At 64.1% G+C, this 13394-nt stretch carries 9 protein-coding genes; all 9 read left to right on the top strand.

The window, feature by feature from the left end; genetic code table 11:
• Positions 1-123: 123 nt before the first annotated feature.
• Positions 124-2004: an ABC transporter ATP-binding protein gene (locus tag H0S73_RS09235; RefSeq protein ID WP_181051880.1), complete on the top strand. Its 1881-nt coding sequence runs from the start codon at positions 124-126 to the stop codon at positions 2002-2004.
• 27 nt (positions 2005-2031) lie between these two features.
• Positions 2032-3558 (top strand): ABC transporter substrate-binding protein, encoded by a 1527-nt coding sequence (locus tag H0S73_RS09240; RefSeq protein WP_181051882.1) that lies wholly within the window; start codon positions 2032-2034, stop codon positions 3556-3558.
• A 108-nt stretch (positions 3559-3666) separates the two neighbouring features.
• Positions 3667-4587: an ABC transporter permease gene (locus tag H0S73_RS09245; RefSeq protein WP_181051883.1), complete on the top strand. Its 921-nt coding sequence runs from the start codon at positions 3667-3669 to the stop codon at positions 4585-4587.
• Positions 4588-4592: 5 nt separating this feature from the next.
• Positions 4593-5450 (top strand): ABC transporter permease, encoded by an 858-nt coding sequence (locus H0S73_RS09250; protein ID WP_181051885.1) that lies wholly within the window; start codon positions 4593-4595, stop codon positions 5448-5450.
• A complete protein-coding gene (locus H0S73_RS09255) occupies positions 5447-7195 on the top strand; it encodes a M14 family zinc carboxypeptidase (protein WP_181051886.1) in 1749 nt (582 codons plus the stop codon). Before H0S73_RS09250 ends, H0S73_RS09255 begins: the two co-directional genes overlap by 4 nt.
• Before the next feature lie 141 nt (positions 7196-7336).
• The gene (locus H0S73_RS09260) at positions 7337-8680 is read left to right on the top strand and encodes an erythromycin esterase family protein (RefSeq protein ID WP_181051888.1); all 1344 of its coding nucleotides are present in this window, start codon (positions 7337-7339) and stop codon (positions 8678-8680) included.
• Between the two features lie 583 nt (positions 8681-9263).
• Positions 9264-10916 (top strand): energy-dependent translational throttle protein EttA, encoded by a 1653-nt coding sequence (ettA, locus tag H0S73_RS09265; protein WP_181051890.1) that lies wholly within the window; start codon positions 9264-9266, stop codon positions 10914-10916.
• Between the two features lie 217 nt (positions 10917-11133).
• Entirely contained in the window at positions 11134-11544 is a 411-nt protein-coding gene (locus tag H0S73_RS09270) for a hypothetical protein (protein WP_181051891.1), read from the top strand.
• Positions 11545-11742: 198 nt separating this feature from the next.
• The gene (locus tag H0S73_RS09275; RefSeq protein WP_181051892.1) at positions 11743-13221 is read left to right on the top strand and encodes an AMP nucleosidase; all 1479 of its coding nucleotides are present in this window, start codon (positions 11743-11745) and stop codon (positions 13219-13221) included.
• The last annotated feature ends 173 nt before the right edge of the window (positions 13222-13394 follow it).

Below are 13394 nucleotides of genomic sequence, written 5' to 3' on the forward strand. Positions count from 1 at the left end.
TTGCCTGATCCGACGCAAACAGAGCTTGACGGACCGGCCCCGTCGCTGTGATGGAAGACAGGTATCAAAGAGGTACTGAGCTTATGCATTGTAAGCTCGGTGCCGTCTCGCGAGCATGGATGGATGTCGGATACTGCCAATCGTAGGTCTCAGGACCAAGCCCTCCTGTCGGTTCGCTCCCTGTCGGTGGAGTTCGGCAAGGGGGAGGGCGCCTTCAAAGCCGTCAAGGACGTCAGCTTCGATGTGCAGCCGGGCAAGACCCTGGCGGTCGTCGGCGAGTCCGGATCGGGCAAGTCCGTCACCTCTCTGGCCATCATGCGCCTGACCGATTACACGGGCGGCCGCATCACCGGTGGCCAGGTGCTGTTTCGCCCCGACGGGGGCGAGGCGCTTGACCTCGTCAAGGCATCGGATTCCAAGCTCAGGGAGATCCGCGGCAACGACATCGCGATGATCTTTCAGGAGCCGATGACCTCGCTCAATCCCGTCTTCACCATCGGCAACCAGATTTCCGAAACCCTGATCCTGCACCAGGGACTGGGCGGACGCGATGCGCGCCAGCGCGCGAAGGAGCTGCTGCAGAAGGTGCGTCTGCCTGACGCGGAGAAGCTGCTCGACCGCTACCCGCACCAGCTCTCCGGCGGCATGCGCCAGCGCGTGATGATCGCCATGGCGCTCGCCTGTAACCCGAAGCTCCTGATCGCCGACGAGCCGACCACCGCGCTCGACGTGACGATCCAGGCCCAGATCCTCAACATCATCCGCGACCTGCAGCAGGAGATGGGCACCGCCGTCATCTTCATCACGCACGACATGGGCGTGGTGGCCGAGATGGCCGACGACGTGGTGGTGATGTGGAAGGGTGAGAAGGTGGAGCAGGCGCCCGTGCGCGACATCTTCGCCGCGCCTCAGCACCCCTATACCCGGGCTCTCCTGTCAGCCGTGCCGCGCCTGGGCAGCCTGAAAGGGCAGCCTTTCCCCAAGCGCACACCCGTCATGGTGATGGACGGCGGCATCGCCAGGGCCGTCGGCGAGACCCATGAGCAGAACACCGCCGATTACACGAAGCCGATCCTCCAGGTGGACAAGCTCACCACGCGCTTCGATGTGGGCAAGACCTTCTTCGGTCGCGTAACCCACCGGGTCCATGCGGTCGAGGAGGTGAGCTTCGACATCTATCCCGGCGAGACGCTGGCTCTGGTGGGCGAATCCGGCAGCGGAAAGTCCACCATCGGGCGCACGCTGCAGCAGCTCGTCGAACCGACGGGCGGCACCGTGCGCTTCGACGGGCGCGACATGGCCGCCATGAGCCAGGGCGAAAGGCGTCGCCTGCGGCAGGAGATCCAGTACATCTTCCAGGATCCCTTCGCGTCGCTCGATCCGCGCCACACCGTGGGCTACAGCATCGCGGAGCCGATCATCGTCCATGGCCTAATCAACGACCGCAAAGAGCGGGACCGGCGGGTGCACGAGTTGCTGGAGCAGGTCGGCCTGCAGCCGCACCATGCCAAACGCTACCCCCATGAGTTCTCGGGCGGCCAGCGGCAGCGCGTCTGCATCGCCCGGGCGCTCGCGAGCAACCCGAAGCTCGTCATCGCGGACGAATCCGTGTCCGCGCTCGACGTGTCGATCCAGGCGCAGATCGTCAACCTGCTCATGGAGCTGCAGGAGCGGAAGCGGCTGTCCTACCTCTTCATCACCCATGACATGGCCGTGGTGGAGAAGATCAGCCACCGGGTCGCGGTGATGTATCTCGGACAGATCGTGGAGCTCGGCACCCGTCGGGCGATCTTCGAAAACCCGCAGCATTCCTATACCCGCAAGCTGCTCTCGGCGGTGCCGATCGCCGATCCTCAGCACGAGCGGGCCAAGACGCGGATCGAGGGCGAGATTCCGAGCCCCGTGCGTCCGGTGGGCCAGGAGCCCGCCATCCATCGCATGCGCGAGGTCGAGCCGGGCCATTGGGTGGCGATCGAGACCGATCAGCTCCGCGGGGCTGCTTGAGAAGCGACTTATAAGGGAGATAGAAAAATGAAGTTCTCTGCTACGTTGAAGGCGCTCGGCCTCACGGCCGCCGTCGCATTGGCGCCGCTGATGGCATCCGGCGCCCAGGCCGCCGGAACGCTGACCACCGCCGTCGCCATCGATCCCGGCAGCTGGGATCCCATCGACACGTTCCTTGTCGACTGGTCGTCCGCCGCCAACAACATCTTCGACGGACTGACGGCCCGCGGCGCGGACATGAAGCTGAAGCCCGGCCTCGCGACGTCGTGGGAGTTCCTCGACAACAACAACCGGATCCGCTTCAAGCTGCGCCAGAACGTGAAGTTCCACAACGGCGAGCCGTTCAATGCGGCAGCCGTGAAGTTCACGTTCGACCGCCTCCTCGGTGAGGAGGGCAGGAAGGGACCGCAGCAATCGAACTACAACTCCATCGACCATGTGGAAGTCGTCGACGACTCGACGGTCGATTTCGTCATGAAGCAGCCGGATCCGGTGCTGCTGACCAAGCTCGCCGGCTACGGCGGCATGATCGTGCCGCCCAAGTACATCCAGGAAAAGGGCGACGCCTATTTCAACATGAACCCGGTCGGCACCGGGCCGTTCAAGTTCGTCGAATACAATCCCAAAGTCAGCCTGACGCTCGAGGCCTTCCCCGAGCATTGGGGCGGCGCGCCGAAGCTCGACAAGGTGGTGACCCGCTTCATCTCCGAGGCGAACACCCAGGTGGCCGAGCTGCAGGCGGGCCGCATCGACGTCGCGACCCTCATCCCGTTCGGCCTCGCGCCGACGGTTGAAAAGAGCTCGAACCTGAGCCTCGTCAGCATCACCGGCCCGACCGTGGTGGCGCTGCGCCTCAATACCCGCGACGGCATCACGAAGGACGTGAATGTCCGCAAGGCGCTGATCATGGGCATCGACCGGGACGCGATCATCAAGGCCGTGCTCCTCGGCCACGCGAAGCCGATCGCGAGCTTCCAGTCCGACCTTTCCTTCGGCTACGATCCGAGCCTGAAGCCGCTGCCGTTCGATCTCGCCAAGGCGAAGCAGATGCTGCAGCAGGCCAAGGTTCCGGCCGGCGCTCCGGTGCGGATCGACTTCCGCGGCAACGACGCGACCTTCCGCGAAGTGGCGCAGGCGGCGGCGGGCTTCCTCCAGGCAATGGGCCTCAAGCCCTCGCTCCAGCCGCACGAGCCTCCGGTGCTGCTCAACGACATCATTCCGAACGGCAAGACCGGCGAAGCCTGGCACAATGCCTGGGGTGGATGGACCTTCGACTACGACAACACCGCTTACCTGATGTATCACTCGGGCGAGAAGTGGAACCCGTACGACAACGATCCCAAGCTGAACGCCCTGCTCGAGAAGCAGCGCACGATGTACGACGTGAAGGAGCGTGAGAAGGTCCTCCAGGAAATCGCCCGCTACGTGGCCGATCAGGCGCTCGAGATCCCGCTCTACAACCAGAACACGCTCTACGGCGTGAACAAGCGGGTGAAGAACTTCGACGCCCCGGCCGACCGCCGCTTCCGCTTCACGGAAACGACCGTGGAGTAAGAACCTGCCTCGGATATCGCCCCTCGCGGGGAATGCCCGAGGCATTGATGTTGAAGACAAGGCCCCGCATTTGCGGGGCCGTTTTCCGAGAGCAAGAAGGACCACCCGATGGCGGGCTTCATCCTCAAACGATTGTTGCAGGCTGTTTTCGTGGTCCTCGCAGTGACCCTGATCGTCTCCTTCGCGATCAGGCTGTCGGGCGATCCTGCGATCATGCTGATGGGCGGCGGCAACGTCACCGAGCAGGACCTGCAGAACATCCGGCAGGCGCTCGGGCTCGAGCGGCCGTTCTTCGTTCAGTACCTGAGCTTCCTCGAAGGCATGACCGTAGGCGATTTCGGCAAGAGCTTCATGGGCGGCACGCCCGTTTCCATGCTCATCGCCAATGCCCTGCCGGCCACCCTCCTGCTGGCGTTCACGTCGCTGATCGTCTCCATCGTCCTGTCGGTGCCGCTCGGCGTCTATGCGGCGGTCAATCGCGGGCGTTGGCCGGATCAGATGATCCGCATCCTGTCGCTGGTCGGCCTGTCCTTCCCGAATTTCTGGCTCGCGATCATGATGGTGCTGCTGTTCTCCATCGTGCTCGGCCTGCTGCCGCCGAGCGGCATGGAGGGGCCGGAGAGCTTCGTCATGCCGGCGCTGACCATGGCGATCATCCTCACCGCCACGAATGTGCGCCTCGTGCGCACCTCCATGCTGGAGACGCTCTCGCAGCAATACGTCATGGTAGCCCGGTCCAAGGGCCTGCGCGACCGGGTCGTTCTCTACAAGCACGCCCTGCGCAACTCGGCCATTCCGCTCGTCACCTATATCGGCCTTCAGTTCGGCGGCCTCATCGGCGGCATCGTCATCATCGAGCGGGTGTTCAACTGGCCCGGCATGGGCACGCTCGCCTTCGACGCCATCTCGAACCGCGATTACCCGGTGCTGCAGGGCACCATCACGGTGCTCGCGCTTTTCATCGTTCTCATCAATCTTCTGGTCGATATCGCCTATGGGCTGATCGATCCGCGCATCCGGACGGAGTAGGGTCCATGGCTGCCGCTCAGGCTGTATCGTCGGCGCGCCGGCACTTCCGCTCGCTCGAACTCGTTCTCGGCCTCCTGCTGACGGCAGGCATGGGTCTCGCCGTTCTATTCTCGGGCTTCCTGTTCCCGGATGGCGGCGAGAGCATGGACCTCATGGCGCGCCTCACACCGCCGTTCCAGAGCCTCGCCCATCCTCTCGGCACCGACCCGCTCGGCCGCGACGTGCTGGCGCGCGTGATCGTCGGAGGCCAGATCTCACTGACGGTGGGCATTCTGTCGGTGGCAGGAGCGGTCGTCGTCGGAACGATCGTCGGCCTGATCGCCGGCTACTATCGCGGCATCGCCGAGGTGCTGCTGATGCGTTTCGCCGACATCCAGCTGGCGCTGCCCTTCATCCTGCTCGCCATCATGTTCCTCGCCATTCTCGGCACCGGCGTCGACAAGATCATCTTCTTCATGATCGTCGCCCAATGGGTGCAATATGCGCGGCTGGTACGCGGCTCCGTACTGGCCCTGCGGGACCGGGAGTTCATCCTCTCGGCCCGCGCCATCGGTGTCGGCAACGGACGCATCATCTTCACCCATATCCTGCCCAACGTGCTCGGTCCCATCGTCATTCTCATGACGCTCAACGTGGCCAACAACATCCTTCTCGAAAGCAGCCTCACCTTCCTGGGCCTCGGCGTCGACCCGCTCATCCCGAGCTGGGGCGGCATGCTGGCCGACGGCCGCACCTATCTGCAGACGGCCTGGTGGGTCAGCGTGTTCCCGGGACTTGCCATCATGTTCACCGTGCTCGGCCTGAACCTTCTGGGCGATTGGCTGCGCGATCTTCTCGATCCGACAGGACAGACATCACGATGACGATTTTGCTCGACGAGCGTATCTCGCGCAGTCTCGATATTCTCCTGCGTGAATGGGCCAGGACCGATCATCGCGGCGCGGTGATCGAAGCCTGGCTTTTCGAGGACGAGGCGGAGCGGCGCGCGGCGGAGGCCGTTCTGGCGGAAGCGGGAGTCCGGGCGCGGCTGCGGAGCGCCTATAAGCCGCTCGTCCATGCCTTCCTCGAAGAGTTCGAGACCGGCAGCCTGAAGCGCGTCACCGTGCGCTATCCGGTGCACGGGGAGGCGGACCGGCTCCGTTTCCTCTCGGAGGCCTATCCTCTGGCGGCCCTGCTCGACGGCATCGAGACCGTCTTCGAACCCGGCGCCGCCGACATAACCTATCATGTCACGCTCGAAGACAATGACGGTCATGTGACGGAGCATGCGGTGTTCGCGCCGAACCGCCTGCGCACCAATCATCTCGACCAGATCGATCTCGCACCGACCGGATGGTTGAAGGTCACCGGGCGGCCCGATGGCTTGCCGGATCTCGACGAGCCGCTCGAGACCGATATCGAACAGGTCTTTCATGCTGTCATGGCGGCCGTGGCAGCCCATGAGTGGCCCGACACGGAGCCTTATGCGGAGACCATCGCCATCGACGTGACGATCCCCGGCATCGAGCGCCCGCTCGATTACGGCGACGAGGTCATGAGCACCCGCGAGGCGCTGCACGAGGACTTCTATTTTTCCCTGCTCGAATTCTTCAAGCGCAAGTCGGGCCGTCCGCCTGAGGATCGCAGCGTGCAGCCAGGCCAGATCGTGCCCGATATCCGCGCCGGAGAAGGCGATGCGCATGTGCGTGTGGAGCTGCGCTCCTTCGGGCCGCCGGAGAACCCGGCCAGGCCCGAGCAGGACATCGAGACGGCCGATGCGGCGCCCGGACTCGAGCAGATCCATCAGGAACTCGCGGCGCTTCCCGGCGAAACTTTTGAGGGGATCTCCCGCGAGGGACGTCCGGTGCGGGGCATTTACCGGGCCGGTTCCCGTCCGGCCGTCCTCGTCACCAGCGGGCAGCATGCCAACGAGACTTCGGCCCCGGTGGGAACGCTGAGAGCCGTGCGCCGTCTGCTGGCCAATCCCGAGACCAACATCGCCTATGTTCCGGTCGAGAATCCCGACGGCTACGCCCTTCACGGACGGCTGTGCGAGAGCAATCCGCGCCACATGCACCATGCGGCGCGCTACACCTCGCTCGGCTGCGACCTGGAATACGGACGCAAGGAGCCGCTCTACGAAATCGGCGCGCGCAACCAGGCCCTGGAGATGTCCGGCGCCCAGCTGCACCTCAACTTCCACGGCTACCCGGCCCATGAATGGACCAGGCCCTTCACCGGCTATCTCCCGCGCGGCTTCGAACTATGGTCGATCCCGAAGGGCTTCTTCCTGGTCATGAGGCATCACCCCTCCTGGGGCGAGACGGCGCGAACCCTGGTAGAGGCCGTGACGACCGGCCTCTCGGCCGTGCCGGGCTTAGCGGAGTTCAACCGCCGCCAGGTCGAGATCTGCTCGATCCATTCCGGCGGAACGCCCTACGAGATCATCAACGACATTCCGTGTCTGATCACGGCGGACGAGCGTCATCCGTCGCCGCTGACCCTGATCACGGAATTCCCGGATGAGACGATCTACGGCGACGCCTACCGCTTCTCCCATACGGTCCAGATGGCGACCGTCATCGCCGCCGAGGAGGCCTTCGCGTCGATCATGGCGGCGCAGGTTTAGCCTCCGGTTTGCCGTAAAGCGCCAAAACGAAAGCGGCCGGAGACAATCTCCGGCCGTTTCTCTTTCTGGAACAAGCCGAGTCTCGCCATCGTTCTTCGGCTGAGCCGGCAGGCAGGATGCCGGCCTTGCGGAGGGATCATCATGGCCCGGCTGTCCTGGAAGCGGAACGAGAACGAGGCATCGGTCAGGGAAGCCGTCGGTCTCGTGCGCGAGCACGGGGAAACCCTGCCGCCGATTGCCGATGGGAAAGCCTTCGGCGCCATGTTCGACCGCTTTGCCGACGCCAAGGTCGTGCTCCTGGGCGAGGCGACCCATGGCACCTCCGAGTTCTACCGGGCCCGCGCCGCGATCACGAAGCGCCTGATCGAGCAGCACGGCTTTTCCATTGTCGCGGTCGAAGCCGACTGGCCGGATGCGGCGCGCATCGATGCCTATGTGCGCCACCGCCAAGCTGCCGACGAGGATGATAGCGCCTTCCAACGCTTTCCAACATGGATGTGGCGCAACGAGGAGGTCTACGATTTCATCAACTGGATGCGCGATTTCAACAAGGAACGGGCGGAGGATGAACGGGCCGAATTCCGTGGGCTCGACGTCTACAGCCTGAACACGTCGATCCGCTCCGTTCTCGATTATCTCGACAAGATCGATCCCGAGGAAGCCAGGAAGGCGAGGGGACGCTACGGCTGTCTCAGTCCCTGGCAATCGGACCCGGCCCGTTACGGCCGCGCCGTCATGACCGGGCAGAAGAAGCCCTGCGACGAGGCGCTGCTGCGCCAGCTTCAGGATCTCCTCGACCGGCGGATGGATTATCTTCAGGCCGATGGTGGCGAGGAGTTTTTCGACGCGGTACAGAACGCCAAGATCGTTCATGCGGCCGAGCACTACTACCGGATCATGTACGAGGGCGCGACGGAATCCTGGAACCTGCGCGACCGGCACATGTTCGAGACCCTGCAGAGCCTGCTTGCACGCCGCGACGACGCCAAGGCGGTGGTCTGGGCCCACAATTCCCATATCGGCAATGCGGCCGCTACGGCCATGGGCTGGCAGGGCGAGTTCAATATCGGCGAGCTTTGCCGCAAGGCCTATCGCGACGAAGCCGTCCTCGTCGGTTTCGGGACCGACCGGGGCACCGTGGCGGCGGCCGACGACTGGGACGAGCCCATGCAGGTCAAGACCGTCCTGCCCGCGCGGCCCGACAGCCACGAGCGCATCTTCCGGGATACGGGCCTCGGGTGCTTCCTGACCGACTGGCGGGAGAACGGCCAGGCCGAGCTGACGGAAATCCTGTCGCGGCCCCGCCTGGAGCGGGCCATCGGCGTGGTCTACCGTCCGGAGACGGAACTCTACAGCCATTACTTCGAGGCGGTCCTGGCCGAGCAGTTCGACGCCTTTGTCTGGTTCGAGGAAACCAGGGCCGTGACGCCGCTCACCCATGCCCATGGGCGGGGAATGCCGGAGACCTACCCGTTCGGGCTCTGATCAGGACAACCCTCTCCGTAACGTGGAACAGCGATGTCTGCAGGCTACCCACAGCCCTCATCCTCAGACTCTGCCCCGTGAGCCGCGGGAAACTCTCCTCCCCACAAGGGGGAAGGAAACACCGGCATCGCTGGATGAGCCCGCCTCTCAGGACGGTGCGAGTGTTGTGTTCTCACTTTGTTCTTGACAGGGTGGATAACCTTGGCTATATCGTTGCCCTAGATCTGCTCTGACGAGGGGCGCGCTCGCGAGGCGTCGCAAGAGTGAGAGCAGGCACGGTCCCGCCGCAGGCCTCGCACGCCTGTGGTCGCGGGAGGTCGACCTTGGGGGCTCCCCAGCTGGTCCACCTGAAAAGAACCGTGCGCGAAGCGGCCGTCCGGCTCTTCCATCAACACACACGAGCGAGCCGGGCTGCCCGACGCGCCACCCTCGAACCCGAAAGGCTCGCAGCGCAAGCTGCGGGCCCAAAGGTGCTGGCTTTCCGGAATTCTGCCGGCGTCACTCCCCCGCCTTGCCCCGGCAGGCTGCCCCTGATAACTGACAGCCAATCCCATTCAACCGACCATCAAGCAGGGCTTTTTCCGTGTCCCGACAGTTCATCTACCACATGCGTGGCCTCTCCAAGACCTATTCGGGCGGCAAGAAGGTCTTGGACAACGTTCATCTCTCATTCTACCCGGATGCCAAGATCGGCGTGCTCGGCGTCAACGGCGCCGGTAAGTCGACCCTGCTGCGCATCATGGCCGGAACCGACACCGACTGGTCCGGCGAGGCTTGGGTCGCCGAAGGCGCCCGGGTCGGCTACCTGCCGCAGGAGCCCCAGCTCGACCCGTCCAAGAACGTCCGCGAGAACGTCATGGAGGGCGTGGCCGCCAAGAAGGCGATCCTCGACCGCTACAACGAGCTCGCCATGAATTATTCGGAGGAGACGGCGGACGAGATGACCCGTCTCCAGGACGAGATCGAGGCCAAGGGCCTGTGGGATCTCGATTCCCAGGTCGACCAGGCCATGGACGCCCTGCGCTGCCCGCCGGACGATTGGTCCGTGGACAAGCTCTCGGGCGGCGAGCGCCGCCGCGTGGCCCTGTGCAAGCTGCTCCTGGAGCAGCCGGAACTGCTCTTGCTCGACGAACCGACCAACCACCTGGACGCCGAGACGACGGCCTGGCTCGAAGGTCACCTGCGCAGTTACCCGGGCGCGATCCTGATCGTCACCCACGACCGCTACTTCCTCGACAACGTGACGGGCTGGATTCTCGAGCTCGACCGCGGCCGGGGCATTCCCTATGAGGGCAATTACTCCTCCTGGCTGGAGCAGAAGCAGAAGCGCCTCGCGCAGGAGGGCCGCGAGGAAGCGGCTCACCAGCGCACCATCGAGCGCGAGCGTGAATGGGTCGCCGCCTCGCCGAAGGCCCGTCAGGCCAAGTCGAAGGCCCGTATCCAGCGCTATGAGGAACTCGTAGCCAAGGCCAACGAGAAGGGCCCGACGACGGCTCAGATCATCATCCCGATCGCCGAGCGCCTGGGCAACAACGTCATCGAGTTCGACAACCTCAAGAAAGCCTTCGGCGACAAGCTTTTGATCGACGGCCTGTCCTTCAAGCTGCCCCCGGGTGGCATCGTGGGCGTCATCGGCCCCAACGGCGCCGGCAAGACCACGCTGTTCCGCATGATCACGGGCCAGGAGCAGCCGGACGAGGGCTCGATCAGCATCGGCGAGAGCGTCAAGCTCGGCTATGTCGACCAGAGCCGCGACTCGCTCGATGCCAACAAGACCCTCTACGAGGAGATCTCGGGCGGCAACGAGGTGCTCTATCTCGGCAAGCGCGAGATCAACGCCCGCGCCTATTGCGGCGCCTTCAACTTCAAGGGCTCCGACCAGCAGAAGAAGGTCGGCGTGCTCTCGGGCGGCGAGCGCAACCGCGTGCACCTCGCCAAGATCCTGAAGTCGGGCTCCAACGTGCTGCTCCTCGACGAGCCGACCAACGACCTCGACGTGGATACGCTCCGCGCGCTCGAGGAAGCGCTGGAGGATTACGCGGGCTGCGCCGTCATCATCTCGCACGATCGCTGGTTCCTCGACCGCATCGCCACCCACATCCTCGCCTTCGAAGGCGACAGCCACGTGGAATGGTTCGAGGGCAACTTCGCCGATTATGAGGAGGACAAGAAGCGCCGTCTCGGCACGGATTCCACCATCCCGCACCGGATCAAGTACAAGAAGTTCTCGCGGTAAGATCCGGCGACATTCCTTTGTAAGCATGTGGAACGCGGGACTGAGCATCTGCCCGCCCGCGTTCTCTTTGTATCGCGGTGCTTCTGGGCCACGAACTCCTTGCCCGAAACTTTCATCCTGAGTTCAGGCAGCGGCGTCTATTCTTGTTCCACAGGTTGGGAACGAAGCGAATGTTTCAGCTTTGGCGTTCAAAGCGCGTTCCCGCCAGGAGGCTCAGATGTCTCGGTTCAAGGTTGTTCTGGCTGCTGGCTGCGCCGCTCTGACGATGAGCGGTGCTTTGGCGGTCTTCGCTCCTGCCCAAGCAGGCGAAAGCACAGGCCGTTGGCGCGACGGATCCTATGCCACGCCCTATGGGATCGTTCGTCCGAACTACGGTTATGGTTACGGTTATCGTCCCTATCATCATCGCGACTACGACGCCGGTGGCGCTGTGGCTGCCGGTGTGGTCGGTGGCCTGGCGCTCGGCGCATTGGCTTCACGCCCCGCCTACGAATACCCCGCTCGTCCGGCCTATCCTGCCTATTACGGCGCGCCGGCCTACGAGGCGCCGCCCTGCTACACGGTCCCCCGCCGCTTCGTGGATGATTGGGGCAGGGTCGTCATCCGCCGGGATCAGGTCTGCGAGTGATAACAATGAGGAGGGCTCTTTCGGCCCTCCTCATTGAAATGGGCGCAACGCAAATGCTTGGCTCCGGCTTCGCCTATTCCGTGAGCCTTCTCGTCGCAGGGCCACGGCGCTTCGAAGCGAACTTCTGCCGACCCGGTTGGGTTCTTCCCCGAAACGGTGTATGACCCTTGAGGCACGAGACATAAGAAGAGAGTCCACGTGCCTGCCGATCACATTTCCACCTTCCAATCCGTTGCCACGCCTGAAGAAGCCGTCGAGCGGCTCATCGCGCTCCACGACAGCGCCATTGAGGCGCAGCGCAAGGCGCTCGATCATTTCTTTTCCACCGGCACGCCGCCCACGCCCTTCGAGCGGTCCCGATTCCGCTACCCGGAGCTGCGGCTGGATTACCGGTCGACCTCCCTGCCGCCGGTCAAGCAGCGGGCCTATGCCAAGTTCCAGGGGCCGGGCGTCTATGCCACCACGATCACACAGCCGGCGTTCTTCCGGAACTACCTGCTGGAGCAGCTGAATTATTTGGTGCGCGATTACGGGGCCACCATCGAGGTTGGTGTCAGCGACCAGGAAATTCCCTATCCTTATGTCTTCGAGCGCGGCGACGAGCTGGGGCGCGGAGCCCATTCGGCGTCCGAGCTCGCCCAGCATTTCCCGACGCCGCTCCTCGCCAAGGTGGGCGACGAGATCGCTGACGGTACCTGGGTTTTCCACGAGAACGAACCCCGGCCTTTGGCACTCTTCGATGCCGCCCGGGTCGATTACTCGCTCCGCCGTCTCGTGCATTACACCGGCAGCGACTGGCGCTGCGTCCAGCCCTGGATCCTCCTCACCAACTACCATCGCTATGTGGACCAGTTCATCCGCTGGGCCGTGAAGGAGATGGTGGACGAGGAGGGGCCTTACACGAGGCTCGTTCTCCCCGGCGGCATCGTCATCGAGCGCGGGCTGGACGAGTCCGTGGTCGAGGAGCTGATCGGTTCCTCGCCCTGGCACCGGTTCCAGATGCCGGCCTATCACCTCATGCGCAAGGACGGGCACGGGGTCACGCTGGTCAATATCGGCGTCGGTCCTTCAAATGCGAAGAACATCACCGATCATCTGGCGGTTCTGCGGCCCCATTGCTGGCTCATGGTCGGGCATTGCGGAGGCCTGCGCCAGTCGCAATCCATCGGCGATTACGTGCTGGCCCACGGCTATCTCCGGCGCGACCATATTCTCGACAGCGCCGTGCCGCCGGAAATCCCGATCCCGGCTCTCGCGGAAATCCAGGTCGCCCTGCAGGATGCGGCGGTGCAGGGCACCGGCGCAAAAGGCGGGGGGCTGAAACGGCGCCTGCGCACCGGCACGGTCGTGACCTACGACGACCGGAACTGGGAGCTGCGCTGGAGCCAGGAGAGGCGCCAGATCAATCTCTCCCGCGCCATCGCGGTGGACATGGAGAGCGGCACCATCGCGGCCCAGGGCTACCGGCTGCGCGTTCCCTACGGCACGCTCCTGTGCGTCTCGGACAAGCCGCTGCACGGGGAGATCAAGCTGCCGGGTGCGGCCAATGCCTTCTACGAGCGGGCGGTGAGCGAGCACCTCATGATCGGCCTCTCGGCTCTCGACATCCTGAAAGGCCAGCGGTCGTCCTTGCATTCGCGCAAGCTTCGGAGCTTCGACGAGCCGCCGTTCCGGTAGGTCACGCAAGGTGGCAGCCGATTGGCAGCGGCTGCCACATCTCCTGGCAGATCCCCCTCTCACAACCACGCCGACCGGCCGTTTCGCCGATAGGGGAATGACACCTCCTATCAGACGGTTCGCGCAACCATTCGCTTGCTCTCCTGTCAAAATAGACATAAATATATCTTTAT

The sequence above is a fragment of the Microvirga mediterraneensis genome (assembly GCF_013520865.1).
Taxonomy (GTDB): Bacteria; Pseudomonadota; Alphaproteobacteria; order Rhizobiales; family Beijerinckiaceae; genus Microvirga; species Microvirga mediterraneensis.